Annotated in this window: 14 protein-coding genes and 1 tRNA gene; 6 read left to right on the forward strand and 9 right to left on the reverse strand. The window is 62.3% G+C overall.

Translation table 11 applies throughout. From position 1 onward, the window contains the following. Position 1: 1 nt before the first annotated feature. Together phnN and PRJ_RS07625 are read left to right on the forward strand one after the other, a co-directional pair. Complete coding sequence (gene phnN, locus PRJ_RS07620; protein ID WP_104961035.1) at positions 2-595, forward strand: phosphonate metabolism protein/1,5-bisphosphokinase (PRPP-forming) PhnN; 594 nt, start codon at positions 2-4, stop codon at positions 593-595. A gap of 111 nt (positions 596-706) precedes the next feature. Next, positions 707-783 (forward strand) — tRNA-Arg (locus tag PRJ_RS07625). 82 nt (positions 784-865) lie between these two features. Here PRJ_RS07625 and PRJ_RS07630 read toward each other — a convergent pair. Together PRJ_RS07630 and PRJ_RS07635 are read right to left on the reverse strand one after the other, a co-directional pair. Continuing rightward, positions 866-2,248 carry an amino acid permease gene (locus PRJ_RS07630; RefSeq protein WP_104961036.1) on the reverse strand — a complete coding sequence of 461 codons (1,383 nt, stop codon included), beginning with the start codon at positions 2,246-2,248 and terminating at the stop codon, positions 866-868. Between the two features lie 312 nt (positions 2,249-2,560). Continuing rightward, a complete protein-coding gene (locus tag PRJ_RS07635; protein WP_104961037.1) occupies positions 2,561-3,088 on the reverse strand; it encodes a hypothetical protein in 528 nt (175 codons plus the stop codon). A gap of 215 nt (positions 3,089-3,303) precedes the next feature. Here PRJ_RS07635 and PRJ_RS07640 point away from each other — a divergent pair, with 215 nt between their 5' ends. After that, entirely contained in the window at positions 3,304-4,302 is a 999-nt protein-coding gene (locus PRJ_RS07640; protein WP_104961038.1) for a diguanylate cyclase domain-containing protein, read from the forward strand. Between the two features lie 272 nt (positions 4,303-4,574). On the opposite strand, the gene lpdA is transcribed toward PRJ_RS07640, so the two are convergent. The 4 genes from lpdA to PRJ_RS07660 are packed head-to-tail and all read right to left on the reverse strand — an operon-like array spanning position 4,575 to position 9,521. Further along, positions 4,575-5,954: a dihydrolipoyl dehydrogenase gene (gene lpdA / locus PRJ_RS07645; RefSeq protein ID WP_104961039.1), complete on the reverse strand. Its 1,380-nt coding sequence runs from the start codon at positions 5,952-5,954 to the stop codon at positions 4,575-4,577. 2 nt (positions 5,955-5,956) lie between these two features. Then, the gene (locus PRJ_RS07650; RefSeq protein WP_010955112.1) at positions 5,957-7,228 is read right to left on the reverse strand and encodes a dihydrolipoamide acetyltransferase family protein; all 1,272 of its coding nucleotides are present in this window, start codon (positions 7,226-7,228) and stop codon (positions 5,957-5,959) included. Beyond that, entirely contained in the window at positions 7,229-8,287 is a 1,059-nt protein-coding gene (locus tag PRJ_RS07655) for an alpha-ketoacid dehydrogenase subunit beta (RefSeq protein WP_012051588.1), read from the reverse strand. A gap of 1 nt (position 8,288) precedes the next feature. Beyond that, the gene (locus PRJ_RS07660; protein WP_003254486.1) at positions 8,289-9,521 is read right to left on the reverse strand and encodes a 3-methyl-2-oxobutanoate dehydrogenase (2-methylpropanoyl-transferring) subunit alpha; all 1,233 of its coding nucleotides are present in this window, start codon (positions 9,519-9,521) and stop codon (positions 8,289-8,291) included. Positions 9,522-9,719: 198 nt separating this feature from the next. On the opposite strand from PRJ_RS07660, the gene bkdR reads away from it, so the two are divergent. From bkdR to PRJ_RS07675, 3 genes are all read left to right on the forward strand, one after another. Next, positions 9,720-10,205, forward strand: coding sequence for a Bkd operon transcriptional regulator BkdR (bkdR, locus tag PRJ_RS07665; protein WP_003254485.1), 486 nt, complete (start codon positions 9,720-9,722; stop codon positions 10,203-10,205). Positions 10,206-10,436: 231 nt separating this feature from the next. After that, positions 10,437-11,678 (forward strand): glutamine synthetase family protein, encoded by a 1,242-nt coding sequence (locus tag PRJ_RS07670; RefSeq protein WP_162497236.1) that lies wholly within the window; start codon positions 10,437-10,439, stop codon positions 11,676-11,678. Positions 11,679-11,809: 131 nt separating this feature from the next. Continuing rightward, positions 11,810-13,150, forward strand: coding sequence for an MFS transporter (locus tag PRJ_RS07675; RefSeq protein WP_104961041.1), 1,341 nt, complete (start codon positions 11,810-11,812; stop codon positions 13,148-13,150). A gap of 93 nt (positions 13,151-13,243) precedes the next feature. Here the strand turns inward: PRJ_RS07675 and PRJ_RS07680 are convergent, their stop codons facing one another. The 3 genes from PRJ_RS07680 to flgM all read right to left on the reverse strand — a co-directional run bounded on the left by PRJ_RS07680 (position 13,244) and on the right by flgM (position 14,898). Beyond that, positions 13,244-13,987 (reverse strand): flagellar brake protein, encoded by a 744-nt coding sequence (locus PRJ_RS07680; RefSeq protein WP_104961042.1) that lies wholly within the window; start codon positions 13,985-13,987, stop codon positions 13,244-13,246. Positions 13,988-14,066: 79 nt separating this feature from the next. Further along, on the reverse strand, positions 14,067-14,534 hold the full coding sequence (locus tag PRJ_RS07685) for a flagella synthesis protein FlgN (RefSeq protein ID WP_020193298.1): 468 nt from the start codon (positions 14,532-14,534) through the stop codon (positions 14,067-14,069). 49 nt (positions 14,535-14,583) lie between these two features. After that, a complete protein-coding gene (gene flgM, locus PRJ_RS07690) occupies positions 14,584-14,898 on the reverse strand; it encodes a flagellar biosynthesis anti-sigma factor FlgM (protein ID WP_003254479.1) in 315 nt (104 codons plus the stop codon). Between the last annotated feature and the right edge of the window lie 123 nt (positions 14,899-15,021).

The following is a 15,021-nucleotide window of genomic DNA, read 5'->3' on the forward strand; positions in this document are numbered from 1 at the left end:
TATGCAACATGACGCAAGCGACCGCCGATCAGGGACGGGCCGGTTGATATTTCTGGTTGGGCCGTCGGGTTCCGGGAAAGATTCCCTGATCGACGCGTCGCGTGAGCAACTGGCCGCCGCCGGGGTAGAAATTGCCCGCCGGGTCATCACCCGTTCGGCCGAAGCCAAAGGCGAAGCTGCCCAAGGGGTCACGCCTGAGCAGTTTGATACCTTGCGTGCGCAGGGTGCGTTTGCCATGCACTGGCGGGCCAATGGCCTGGACTATGGCATACCCCGGCAGGTGGACCAGTGGTTGGCGGCGGGGAGGGCAGTGCTGGTGAATGGCTCGCGGGCTTATCTGCCAGAAGCCCGTCAGCGCTACCCGGATATGTTGGCCGTGTTGGTCGAGGTCAAGCCTGAGGTGCTGCGCCAGCGCTTGCTGGCCCGGGGCCGGGAAAGCGCAGAAGAAGTGGAGCAGCGCCTGGCGCGCAGCGTACGCTTGCAAGCTGCAGCCGACCCGTCGGTGCATGTGCTGGATAATTCTTCCACACTGGAGGCGGCGGTCGCCGCATTCGTTTCGCTGCTTCGCGATCAGGGCGTACTACCGCGGGGATAGCAGCCGCAGAAAAGGATTACGCGAAAAAGCCCAGTTCAGGCATGACAAACGCCAGCATGCTGGTTAACATGCTGGCCATCCCGCTGTGCAGCGCTCGCTGCCGGTCGTAGCGTCTCAGTAGCTCAATTGGATAGAGCATCCCCCTCCTAAGGGGAAGGTTGCAGGTTCAATTCCTGCCTGGGACGCCATTCTCGTCATTCCCATTATTGTCTCCGTCGCCTTTGTCGCCGCCGTGCTGCTGTTGACAGCACCTGCGCTTGGCCAGCGCTGTCACGCATCACGTTCGTGGCATAACGCCGTGCTTGAGGCCAGTCGCTGGCGCATCAGGAAGTACCCCGCCACCACCAGCAGTACCGTCAGCACCGTGAACCAGAATTGGAAACGCGATGCCGGGTCGAACGCCTGGGTGCCGATGACTGCCAGCAAGGCGAACAGCGCAATGATATTGGTGTAGGGGAACAGCCAGGCACGGAAGGCGTTTGGGGCGACCGCTTCGTGGCGGGTTTTCACGCGCATGGCCACGTGGGCGATGATGATGAAGATCCATACGACCATGACCAGGCTGCCGGTACTCTTGGCCAAGGTCATGAACAGGTCGCCGCCACTGACAAAGTGCACGGTCAGGATCATCGTGCAGATCGACAGGCTCAGCAGCAGTGCATTGATCGGTACGCCCTTGGCACTGGTGCGCGAGAAGAGCTTGGGCGCGTGACCGCGCTGGCTCAGCGAGAACAGCATGCGTGAGTTGGAGAACATGAACGAGTTCATCACCGACATGAACGAGACGAACAACACCAGTTTCATGGCCACTGCCGCACCACCGAACCCGGCCAGGCTGAACAGCGAAACATAGGGCGAGGCCAGGTTGGCCTTGTCGGTCCAGGGCAGGCAAAGGATCAGGATCGATACAGAACCTACGTAGAACAGCATCACCCGCAGGATCACGCTCTTGATCGCGCGGATCACGTTCTGTCGCGGGTTCTCTGACTCACCCGCGGCCACGGCGGCAATTTCGCTGCCGCCCAGGGAGAAAATGACCACGATAACGCCGGCCATCACCGGTGACAGGCCGTTGGGCATGAAGCCGTTATGGGCGGTGAGGTTGATCAGGCCGGGGGCGGGAATCTCACTGTGCAGGCCGAGCAGGATCGAGACGCCCAGCAGCATGAAGATGAGGATGGTGGCGACCTTCATCGCGGCCAGCCAATACTCTACTTCGGCAAACGAACGCACCGAGTAGGCGTTGCTGGCCATGAGTGTCACCAGCATCAGGAAGGCGCCTGCCCAGATCGGTAGCCAGGGCAGGAAGTCATGCAGGATGGCGCCCAGCAGTACCGCTTCCAGGGTGATGGTCATCATCGACTTGAACCAGTACAGCCAGCCGACCGCAAACCCTGCCCAGTCGCCGAGGTAGGTGTTGGCGTAGGTCGAGAACGACCCTGCATCCGGGTTGCGGCAGGCCATTTCGCCCAGCATGAACATGACCAGGGTGACCACCAGGCCACCAATGAAATACGACAGTATGGCCGCGGGCCCTGCCGATGCGATCAGTGAGCCCGAGCCCATGAACAGCCCTGCACCGATCACCCCACCCAGCGCGATCATGGTGATATGCCGCTGCTTGAGGCTTTGCTTCAAACCGTGTGATTGCATTTCCTTGTCCTCTCTTATTTTAGGGGGGATCCGGCATCGTTCCCCTACGCAGGCATCGTCATGCGCCTGCGTCCACGCGTGGCAAATAGCTACCAGCCTGCCACCCTGGACAATAAGGCCAAGGACCTCAAACGAATTCTCTGCACAACATCCTGCCGATTTTTCCTGAGACCGGTGATGGCGCCGGTAGCGGTGCAGTTAGCGAAGCCATGCACCACCTGAACATCGACGCCACCGGACGCCTTCAAACCGTTCAGGCTGGTTCGCCTTGGACGAACCGCGGCGCTCTCCTTACCGGCCGCTGCCACTCCCTCATACCGGGCGTGCCGCTTGTTGCTCTTCACCCACACCGCCGTCCACCTTGGCGACCTGCTCTTGCGCTTTCTCCTCGATCTTGCGCTCGATGTCATCTTTCATGCGCTGGGCGATCAACTCGTCGACCTTTGCTTTCATTTCGGGCGGCAGGGCGTCGTACTCTTCTTCGGTCAGGCCTATTTCACGCAGCAGTTTTTCCTTGATCATCTCGCCGGGCGACTTGGACATGAAGTCGTGAAATTCCTGTCGGGCAGTCTTGGGCGGCAGTGGTTCTCCGATGACCGGCTCGGTGGTCGCAGAACCCAGGTTTTGCAGCATCACCTTGAATTTGGCAAAGGCTTCTGCACGAGCATCCTCAGCGTTTTGCTGAGCGGTGCTGCCCCCGCTCTGTTGTTGGCTCGCCGTGTTGGCGGTGGTTATTGGCGTGCGCAGCGGTGCAATCTGGGCCACTGTCTGCTCATCGCTGGTGTACCGAGGCTGGTGGAGCGTGGGCTGCCAGCTGACGCCGTTAGGGGCGATTATCATGTTTCCTCCTTGGAAATCTCGTTGGCAGCTACCAAGCGCAAAAGCCATGCCAGCGCTGTGCCGGTCGAAATCAGGGCGTTGGCGCTATTTCGGTTGCACGCGGGTGGGCATATGCTTGCCCGTGATAGGCATCATCTTGCCGCTCGCGGCAATCAACACCACTGTCGGCAGCCCCTTGATCGGAGCGCAGTTGCTGGGCATCAGGGAGAGCGTCCATGAGTCAAGACACCAGGCCGGTACCTGCCGGCTTCAGTGAACAGCAGTTGCACACCTTGTTCGATTTGATCAGCGATGGCATCTGGGACTGGAATGCCAATACCGGTTACGTCTATCGCAACCCGGGCTGGTACAGCATGCTGGGTTATGCCAGCCACTCCATGGCCAACTCGGTATTTACCTGGGAAAGCGTGATCCATCCCGAAGACTACCCACGGGTAATGGCCCATTTCGAGGCCTATATCAATCACCGCAACGAGCGCTACCGCATTGAATACCGTTGCCGTTGTCAGGACGGCAGCTACATCTGGATCGAAGACAGCGGCTACATCATCGCGCATAACGAGGACGGTTCCGTGGCGCGCATGCTGGGTGCGCACCGCAATATCGACGCTGGCAAGCGTTTGGTGTCTCAACTGGAACAGAAGAACCAGTCGCTGGAGTTTCAGGTGGCCGAACGCACTCGTGAGTTGTCCTGGGTGAACCAGCAGTTGCAGCGGCAACTGGACGAAAACCGTGAATTGGCCGAACGCGATGCGTTGACCCGTGTCGCCAACCGTTACCGGCTGGAGAGCGCGTTGCAGCTGGAGTGCCAGCGCGCCCAGCGCTTCCGCCAGCCGTTGTCGCTGATTGCCATGGACATGGATGATTTCAAGCCGATCAACGACCGCTACGGTCACGCCCGTGGCGATGCGGCGCTGGTCCGGGTGGCCGAAAGCCTGCGCACCTGCTTGCGCGAGCTGGACCTGCTGGCGCGCTGGGGCGGCGACGAATTCGTCATCGTGCTGCCGCAGACCACGTTGGGGGAGGCGCTGGATGTGGCGGCGCGCTTGCGTCAGATGCTGGAGCAGGTGGAGCCGGTGGGTGATTGCCGGCTGACCATGAGCTATGGCGTGGTGCAATGGCGGGAAGGGGAGGACCAGCACGCGCTGCTGGCGCGTGCCGACAAGGCGCTCTACAGGGCCAAGGGGACAGGCAAGAACGCAATTGCCGAGTAGCTAGTGTGGTGTTTCACAAATAACGACCATAACTCGCGGCGCTTTTTGCGCTCATGCGGCGTTGTCGCTCCTCGCCGTAGCTGGGCTACGACTCGTCGCGACGCCTTGCCTGAGCGCAAAAATCGCTCGCGAGTTATTGGCCGTATTTGCAAAACACCACACTAGCCCCTCAAAGAGCGCGCTGTTTTCTGGAGGCTTAGATGGCCTGAATGAAAAAAGACCCGCAGCGCCTCTCGGCGCAGCGGGCCAAATCGGCCTCGGCCGCTTCAGTGTCAGATATGCAAGGCGTGGCCCAGGGCGCGCAGTGCGGCTTCCTGTACCGCTTCACCGAGCGTTGGGTGGGCATGAATGGTGCCGGCCACATCTTCCAGGCACGCGCCCATCTCCAGCGATTGGGCAAACGCGGTGGATAGCTCGGAGACCGCCACGCCAACCGCCTGCCAACCCACGATCAGGTGGTTGTCACGGCGCGCCACCACCCGCACGAAACCGCTTTTCGACTCCAGGCTCATGGCCCGGCCGTTGGCGGCAAACGGGAACTGCGCGACGATGCAGTCCAGGCCCTGCTGGCTGGCTTGTTCCGGGGTCTTGCCGACCACCACCACTTCCGGGTCGGTAAAGCACACGGCGGCAATCGCTGCCGGCTCGAAGCGTCGGGCCTTGCCGGCGATGATTTCGGCGACCATCTCGCCCTGGGCCATGGCCCGGTGCGCCAGCATCGGTTCGCCAGCGACGTCGCCGATGGCCCAGACGTTGTGCATGCTGGTGTGACAGCGCTCGTCGATGGCAATGGCGGCGCCGTTCATCTTCAGGTCCAGGCATTCCAGGTTGAAACCCTTGGTGCGCGGCCGGCGGCCCACGGCCACCAGTACCTGGTCGGCCTCAAGGCGCAGTTGCCCACCCTTGCCGTCGCTGGCCAGCAGGCAGCCATTTTCGTAGCCCTCGACGCTGTGGCCCAGGTGCAGCGCTATGCCCAGTTTCTTCAGCGACTCGGCCACCGGGGCGGTCAATTCGCTGTCGTAGGTCGGCAGGATGCGCTCACGCGCTTCCACCACACTCACCTGTGCACCCAGCTTGCGATAGGCAATGCCCAGCTCCAGGCCGATATAGCCACCGCCGACCACTACCAGGTGTTGCGGCAGGGTTTTCGGCGCCAGGGCTTCGGTCGAGGAAATCACCGGGCCACCCAGCGGCAGCATAGGCAGTTCGACACTGCTGGAACCGGTCGCCAGCAACAGATGCTCGCACTGGATACGCTGGCCATCGACTTCGACCTGTTTGCCGTCCAGTACCTTGGCCCAGCCATGCATCACTTTCACCCCGTGCTTTTTCAGCAGGGCGGCAACACCGGTGGTCAGACGGTCGACAATGCCGTCCTTCCAGGTGACGCTTTGGCCGATGTCCAGGCGCGGCGAAGCCACGCTGATGCCCAGCGGCGAGGGTTCGGTAAAGCGCGAGGCCTGGTGAAACTGCTCGGCCACGTGGATCAGCGCCTTGGACGGGATGCAGCCGATGTTCAGGCAGGTGCCGCCCAGTGCCTGGCCTTCCACCAGTACGGTAGGAATGCCCAGTTGCCCGGCGCGGATGGCTGCTACATAGCCGCCAGGGCCGCCGCCGATGATCAACAGGGTTGTCTGGATAATCTGTTGCATGCTCACTCCACGAACAGGCAGGCGGGTTGTTCGAGCAGGCCACGCACGGCCTGGATGAACAGGGCGGCGTCCATGCCATCGACCACGCGGTGGTCGAACGAACTGGACAGGTTCATCATCTTGCGCACGACGATCTGGCCGTCGATCACCACTGGCCGTTCGACCATGCGGTTGACCCCGACGATTGCCACTTCCGGGGTGTTGACCACCGGCGTGCTGACAATGCCACCCAGGGCGCCAAGGCTGGTCAGGGTGATGGTCGAGCCGGACAGCTCTTCACGGCTGGCCTTGTTGTTACGTGCAGCGTTGGCCAGGCGCGAAATCTCGCCGGCATTGGCCCACAGGCTGCCCGCTTCGGCGTGGCGCAGCACGGGCACCATCAGGCCGTTGTCACCTTGGGTGGCAATGCCCACATGCACCGCGCCATGGCGGGTGATGATCTGCGCTTCGTCATCGTAGGTCGCGTTGATCTGCGGGAAGTCACGCAGCGCCACGACCAGGGCGCGTACCAGGAATGGCAGCAAGGTCAGCTTGCCACGGCTGTCGCCGTGCTTGCTGTTGAGTTGCTGGCGCAGGGCCTCCAGGGCGGTGACGTCGATTTCCTCGACATAACTGAAGTGCGCGACCCGGCGTTTGGCGTCCTGCATGCGCTGGGCGATCTTGCGGCGCAGGCCGATCACTGGCACCTGCTCGCTGTCGGTGCGCTTGGCATAACCATCAGGTGCTTGCCCGGCATTGCTTTGCGGCTTGCTCATGAAGGCGTCGAGGTCTTCGTGCAGAATGCGCCCGGCCGGGCCGCTACCATGCACATAACGCAGTTCGATACCGGCATCCAGGGCGCGTTTGCGCACGGCAGGCGAGGCCAGCGGCTTGTCGCCCGGCTGGCGCGGCACGATGGGCGCAGCTTCGTGGTTGGCGGGCGCCTGGTACACGGCGGGTTTTACGTCTTTCTGCGGTTCCGGCTTGGCTGCAATGGGGGCCGCCGGGGCCTCTACCGGTTTTGGCTGAGGCACATCCACATGGTTGCCACTGCCTTCCACTTCGATGCGGATCAGTTCGCTACCGACCGCCATCACCTCCCCGGGCTGGCCACCCAGGGCCAACACCTTGCCGCTGACCGGCGAGGGGATTTCCACGGTGGCCTTGTCGGTCATTACGTCGGCCACCACCTGGTCCTCGGCGATGATGTCGCCGACCTTGACGAACCATTCCACCAACTCGACCTGCGCGATGCCTTCGCCAATGTCCGGCATCTTGATGACGTGCGTGCCCATTCAGACCTCCATGACCTTTTTCAGTGCCGCACCTACCCGCGAAGGGCCTGGGAAGTAAGCCCATTCCTGTGCGTGAGGGTAGGGGGTGTCCCAGCCGGTGACGCGCTCGATCGGCGCCTCCAGGTGGTGGAAGCAGTGCTCCTGCACCAGCGACACCAGCTCGGCACCGAAGCCGCAGGTGCGGGTGGCCTCGTGCACCACCACGCAACGGCCGGTCTTCTTCACCGACTCGACGATGGTGTCCAGGTCCAGCGGCCACAGGCTGCGCAGGTCGATCACTTCGGCATCGACGCCGCTTTCTTCGGCGGCCACCTGTGCCACGTACACCGTGGTGCCGTAGGTCAGCACGGTCACGTCATTGCCAGGGCGGGTAATGGCGGCCTTGTCCAGCGGTACGGTGTAATAACCGTCGGGCACGGCGCTGTGCGGGTGCTTCGACCACGGTGTTACCGGGCGGTCGTGGTGGCCATCGAACGGGCCGTTGTACAGGCGTTTGGGCTCCAGGAAGATTACCGGGTCGTCGCATTCGATCGAGGCAATCAACAGGCCTTTGGCGTCATAAGGGTTGGACGGCATCACGGTGCGCAGGCCGCACACCTGGGTGAACATCGCTTCCGGGCTCTGGCTGTGAGTCTGGCCGCCATAGATGCCGCCGCCGCAAGGCATGCGCAGGGTCAGCGGGGCAATGAACTCGCCGGCCGAACGGTAACGCAGGCGGGCCAGCTCGGAGACGATCTGGTCGGAGGCCGGGTAGAAGTAGTCGGCGAACTGGATCTCCACCACCGGGCGCAGGCCATAGGCGCCCATGCCCACGGCGGTACCGACGATGCCGCTCTCGGAGATGGGCGCGTCGAACACGCGCGATTTGCCGTACTTGTTCTGCAGGCCTTCGGTGCAGCGGAACACGCCGCCGAAGTAACCGACGTCCTGGCCGTACACCACCACATTGTCGTCGCGCTCAAGCATGACATCCATGGCCGAGCGCAGGGCCTGGATCATGGTCATGGTAGTGGTGGCCATGGCGGTTTCCGGGTTGATGCTGTTGTTGTGGTCGTTCATCTCAAACCCCCAGTTCCTGGCGTTGACGGCGCAGGTGTTCGGGCATCTCCTTGTACACATCCTCGAACATCGAGGCGGCGCTCGGGATGTGCCCGTTGGCCAGGGTGCCGTATTGCTCGGCTTCTTTCTGTGCGGCAATTACCGCAGCTTCGAGCTCGGCCGTGACGGCCTGGTGTTCTTCCTCGGACCAGTGGCCGATCTTGATCAGGTGCTGCTTCAGGCGGGCGATCGGGTCACCCAGCGGGAAGTGGCTCCAGTCGTCGGCAGGGCGGTACTTGGAGGGGTCGTCCGACGTCGAGTGCGGGCCGGCACGGTAGGTGACCCACTCGATCAGGCTTGGGCCCAGGCCGCGGCGGGCGCGCTCGGCCGCCCAGCGCGAGGCGGCGTACACGGCGACGAAGTCGTTGCCGTCAACCCGCAGCGAAGCAATACCGCAACCCACGCCACGGCCGGCAAAGGTGGTCGACTCGCCACCGGCGATGGCCTGGAAGGTGGAAATGGCCCACTGGTTGTTGACCACGTTGAGGATGACCGGGGCGCGGTATACGTGGGCAAAGGTGAGGGCGGTGTGGAAGTCCGACTCGGCAGTAGCGCCGTCACCAATCCATGCCGAGGCGATCTTGGTATCGCCCTTGATCGCCGATGCCATGGCCCAGCCGACCGCCTGTACGAACTGGGTCGCCAGGTTGCCGCTGATGGTGAAGAAGCCGGCTTCGCGCACCGAGTACATGATCGGCAACTGGCGGCCCTTGAGGGGGTCGCGCTCGTTGGACAGCAGTTGGCAGATCATCTCGACCAGCGACACGTCGCGGGCCATCAGGATGCTTTGCTGGCGGTAGGTCGGGAAGCACATGTCGGTGCGGTTCAGCGCCAGCGCCTGGCCGCTGCCGATGGCTTCTTCGCCCAGGCTTTGCATGTAGAAGGACATCTTCTTCTGGCGCTGGGCAACCACCATGCGGCTGTCGAAGATCCGCGTCTTGAGCATGGCGCGCATGCCTTGACGAAGGATCTGCGGGTCGATGTCTTCGGCCCAGGGGCCTTGCGCATCGCCTTGCTCGTCGAGCACGCGGACCAGGCTGTAGGACAGGTCGGCAGTGTCGGCAGCATCGACATCGATAGCGGGTTTACGGGCTTGACCTGCATCGTTGAGGCGCAGGTAGGAAAAATCGGTCTGGCAGCCTGGCCGGCCGGTGGGCTCGGGCACATGCAAACGCAGGGGGGCGTACTCGTTCATGCTTTTTACGCTCGCTCGGGTATTTGTTTTTGTGAGCTCTGAAGCGGCCGCCGCTGAGTACCGGCTTGTGACTGGTAAGTCAGCGTCACCTACATCTTAGTGGCACGGCAGGAGAATTTTTCTCTCAAGTTGATTGCCTTTGCTGAGCGGGGCAGATAAACATTCCGCATAAACACAAAAAACCGGTGATTTTGTCTTATGCGCAAACTCGATCGTACCGATATCGGCATTCTCAACAGCCTGCAAGAGAACGCCCGCATCACCAATGCCGAGCTGGCACGCTCGGTGAACCTTTCGCCCACGCCTTGTTTCAACCGGGTGCGGGCCATGGAAGAGCTGGGGGTGATCCGCCAGCAGGTGACCTTGCTGTCGCCTGAGGTGCTGGGGCTGGATGTGAATGTGTTTATCCATGTCAGCCTGGAAAAACAGGTGGAGCAGTCGTTGCATCGCTTTGAAGAAGAGATCGCCGAGCGGCCCGAGGTGATGGAGTGCTACCTGATGACCGGCGATCCGGATTACCTGCTGCGGGTGCTGCTGCCGAGCATCCAGGCGCTGGAGCGGTTTCTCGATTACCTGACGCGCTTGCCAGGGGTAGCCAATATTCGCTCGAGTTTTGCCCTGAAGCAGGTGCGCTACAAGACGGCGTTGCCGTTGCCGGCCAATGGCATGACCTTGCGGGAGTAGGGGGGGGCGGCGCCGGCACAAGGATCGCATCCACCTGTAGGCGCGGGTTCACCCGCGAAGAGGCCGGGACAGCCACCCAATAGGCTGCTTGATATTTTAAACACCCGCAGCCTATGTTGTTGTCAGCCTACAACAACAAGGACAAGCGTCATGAGCACTGCTCAGCTCCAGGGCATCGACGAAATCGAATGCGTCACCCCCGACCTCAACGGCGTCCCGCGCGGCAAGGTGATGACCGCCGAAGGCTTCCTCGAAGGCCGTCGTCTGCAGATGGCCCGGGGCGTGCTGCTGCAATGCATCATGGGCGGTTATCCACCAGCGAAATTCTACGGCAGTGACGACGGCGACCTGGCACTGGTGGCCGAATCCAGTCAGGTCCACCGCCTGCCCTGGAGCGATGACGGCCGCGCCTTGGCCATCTGCGATGCCAACGAGCTGGATGGCCGGCCCTCGGCACTGTCCACCCGGGGCCAGTTGAAGGCCGTGATAGCCCGCTATGCGGCACTGGGCCTGGCGCCGGTAGTGGCAACCGAGCTGGAGTTCTTCGTCTTCGCCCCCAACACCGACCCGCAGCAACCGTTCCAGCCGCCTGTAGGCAGCGATGGCCGCCGTGAGCTGGGCCATTCGGCGTTCAGTGTCAGTTCCAACAACGGCCTGCGCCCGTTCTTCAAGGAGGTGTACCAGTGCATGGCCGCGCTCGGCCTGCCACGTGACACCTTCATGCACGAAATGGGTGTCAGCCAGTTCGAGATCAACCTGCTGCACGGTGACCCGCTGCTGTTGGCCGACCAGACCTTCCTGTTCAAGCACCTGCTCAAGGAAGTGGCGCTCAAGCACGGGCTGACCGTTGTCTGCATGGCCAAGCCGCTAGCGCGTACGCCCGGCAGTTCCATGCACATTCACCAGAGCCTGGTCGAGGTCGGCAGCGGGCGTAACGTGTTCAGTGACGAACAAGGCCTGCCGACAGACACCTTCCACCATTTCATCGGCGGGTTGCAGGCGTGCATGGCCGACTTCACCGCCCTGTTCGCACCCAACGTCAACTCCTACCAGCGCCTGTGTCACCCCTATGCCTCGCCGAACAATGCGTGCTGGTCCGAGGACAATCGCGCCGCTGGCTTGCGCATTCCGGCCAGTGCGCCGGTCGCGCGACGGGTGGAAAACCGCCTGCCTGGCGCCGATGCCAACCCCTACCTGGCCATTGCAGCCAGCCTGGCCGCCGGGCTGCATGGCATCGAGCAGCGCTTGCAGCCATCGCCGGCCATCCAGGGCGAATTCGAAGTGCCCGAGCACCTGAGCCTGCCGTGCACGCTGCACGCGGCCCTTGAAAGGCTCAAGCGCAGTACGCTGGCGCGGGAACTGTTCGGCAGCGAGTTCATCGAAGGCTACATTGCCAGCAAGACCCTTGAGCTGAGCGATTTCTTCGACGAGATCACGCCGTGGGAGCGCCGGGTCCTGGCGGCACAGGCCTGAGCGCGACACAACCTGCACCGGGCACGCCCCCGCAGTGCCAAATAGCTGTCGGGGGCCTGCGCCAGGCGGGTTTTGCCTTTATGCTGCTAGCACCCAAAACTGCCACCTGACCAGGGAGCTCCACGGGACGTATGCGAAATGTATGGAAGCCGTTTCAGTCGTTGTATTTCGCCGCGCTGATGATGTTGATCGGCTCGGGCCTGCTCAGCACCTACCTGGCCCTGCGCCTGGCTGCCGACCATGTCGACAGCCTGTGGGTGGGTGCGTTGATGGCGGCCAACTACTTTGGTCTGGCGGTTGGCGGCAAGGTTGGCCACCGGCTGATCGGACGGGTAGGGCACATACGAGCCTATGCCACCTGTGCCGGTATCGTCGGCGCTGCGGTGCTCGGCCATGGCCTGACCAGCTGGCTGCCGGCCTGGGTCGGGCTGCGCGTGATCGTCGGCCTGGGGATGATGTGCCAATACATGGTCATCGAGAGCTGGCTCAATGAGCAGGCCGATGTGAAGCACCGGGGCGCGGTGTTCAGCGGCTACATGATTGCCTCGTACCTGGGGCTGGTGCTTGGCCAGTTGATTCTGGTGGTGCACCCGCAGCTCGGCCCTGAGCTGCTGATGCTGGTGGCGATGTGCTTTGCCCTGTGCCTGGTGCCCGTGGCGATGACCCGGCGTATTCACCCGGCGCCCTTGCGCCCGGCACCGATGGAGCCGAAGTTCTTCATCAAGCGCGTGCCGCAGTCGCTCAGTACGGTTTTGGGCTCGGGGCTGATTGTCGGCTCGTTCTACGGTCTGGCGCCTTTATATGCGTCAAGCCAGGGGATGAGTACCGAGCAGATCGGTCTGTTCATGGGTAGCTGCATTTTTGCCGGCCTGCTGGTGCAGTGGCCGCTGGGCTGGTTGTCTGACCGTTATGACCGGGCGGTGCTGATTCGGAGTGTGGCAGTGGGGCTGGCGCTGGCGGCTGCGCCATTGGCAATACTGCCCAGTGTGCCGCTGGAGTTGCTGTTCGGTATCGGCTTCCTGATCTCGTTGCTGCAGTTTTGCCTGTACCCGCTGGCGGTTGCCTTTTCCAATGACCACGTGGAAAGCGAGCGCCGGGTATCGCTGACGGCGATGCTGTTGGTGACCTACGGTGTGGGTGCATGCGTCGGCCCGCTGGCGGCAGGGGTTCTGATGAAAGTGCTGGGCGCGCAGATGCTGTATGCCTTCTTCGTATTCTTTGCCCTGGTGCTGGTCTGGCGCATTCGGCCGAAAGCGGTTACCGGCCTGCATCAGGTGCAGGACGCACCGCTGGGCCACGTGGCGATGCCGGCGGCCGGTTCGCCATTGTCGGCGGCGCTGGACCCGCGAGTGGATGAGCAGACGGTGCAGGACGTGATGCAGGCGCCGGTGGCGGCTGAAGACACCGAGGATGAAGAGAAGGGCGCGCAGCAACAGGCGCCTGAACCTGAAGAGGTCAGCAAGTCGGTGTAGGAGCGGGTTTACCCGCGAAGAGGCCAGCCCAGCAGAAACACAAATGAAAACGCCACCTCAGCAGGTGGCGTTTTCTGTTTTACCGACCGACGATCAATAATCGTCCTTGTCGAACCGCCGCGCCTCACGCTGCAGCTGGTACACGAAACTCTCGATCTTGCGTTGAGCCTGCCCGCTCAAGTTGTGGAAGCGCACGCCGGCAAAGGTGGTGTTGATGCGCTCTTCATAGTGCAGATGACGCAGCTCGACCATGGTGTCCACCAGGCCCAGTGGGTTGCCTGCCTTGAAACGCTCATACACCTGGCCCAGTTGCAAGCGGTCTTCGACATTGCCTTCAAAGCGCAGTTTGCAGCCGGTGGCCGAGATATCCAGCAGCTTGCCTCGCATGGCGCCGTTGCCCTTGAGGTGAGCACCGTCGAGGATGATGTCGACCAGCTGCGATAGCTTCAGCGCGGCGCGGAAGGCGTTGCGGCGCTGGTGGTAGGTCACCTCTTGCGGCAGGGCGCCGCTGTAGCAGCGGTGGCCGTCGACTTCGCTGATTTTCAGCGCGTGATCGCATTCCCAGGCGATGCGTACACCATCGTGGAAGCCTTCGACACGGAAGTGCTCGCCGTTCTCGATGAATTTCTCGCCGTCACGGGGGATCATCTCATCCAGTGCCAGGGTGTTGCTTTCGCGGTCCACGTGCACCACATAGCTCTGGAAGCGCTGGCTGCGGTCGTGGAAGGTGATGATCAGGGGGTCGTGGCTTTCCTGCAGCTGCCGCAAGTTGGCCGCAATCTCCAAGGGGGTGCTCAACACCTTGGGTGGTTGCGGGGCATCGGATTCATTGAACACAGCTTATTGTTCTCCAGGCAAAAGCGACACACGCAAGTAACGGCATTTTGCCACTATGTTCTGTGCCTTGATAGAAAAATCACACTTGGCTGAGCGCGCGCGGCTTGGCCAGCGGCGAGGTGCTGCCACGGCTGTCGTAGAGCGAAGGCGAATCGCCGCCCTGAAGGATGCGGATCTGGTTGTTGGTGACGTGTTGCTGCACCTGGATGATCCGGCCATTGGTCTGGTTGACCTGCTGGCAGTCGTCCATCAGTTGCGACAACATGTCGAGCCGCTGCAGCATCACATCACCATGGGGTGACTGCGCGGCTACAGCCTGCACACCGATGCGGTCGGCACTCAGGCCCAGGCTGCCGAGCAATTGGCTGCGGCGCTGGCCATGCTGCTCGAGCAAGATGATCAACGACTGCTTGCGCGCCAGGATTTGCTCCAGCAGCGGCATGTCGCGGCCATGCAGGGCGATTGCTTCCTTGTGCAGAAGGTCGAGCAATTCCTGCATCGGGGCAATGTCATCTTCGATCAGTTGCAGCAAGGTGGTGTCGTGCATGGCTAACTCTTGGCTTTTCTGGCGTCCGTGAAGTCAGCGCGCCGTACGGTCAGCGCTGGGCTTCGAAATCAAGCAGTTTGCTGGCGACCCGGCCGGCATCGACCTGGTAGCTGCCGTCGGCGATCGCCTGCTTCAACTGGGCCACACGGGCGCTGTTGACCACGGGCTCGTCGCGCAGCTTGTCGCTGATCTTCTGCAACTGCTGTGCCTCTTGGCTGAGGTGTACCGCCTCTCCGCTGGCGCTGGTGTCTTTCACCGCTTCCTGGCTGGCTGCCGGTTTTTCGGCGCTGCCGGACGCGGTGTTGCCGCGCACGCCGCCCGTGACGGACGGAGAGTTATTCAAACGACTGAAGTCGATGACCATGATCAGAAACCTCTGGGTATTTGGACGCTTGCCTTGTTTTCGGCCAACCCGATATAAACTTTAGGCACAAATGCATTGCCGCCTGTCGGCAAGCCCGCGAACCCGTGTTCTGACACAGTTTAG

Origin of the sequence: Pseudomonas sp. XWY-1 (assembly GCF_002953115.1) — a bacterium.
Lineage (GTDB): Bacteria > Pseudomonadota > Gammaproteobacteria > Pseudomonadales > Pseudomonadaceae > Aquipseudomonas > Aquipseudomonas alloputida.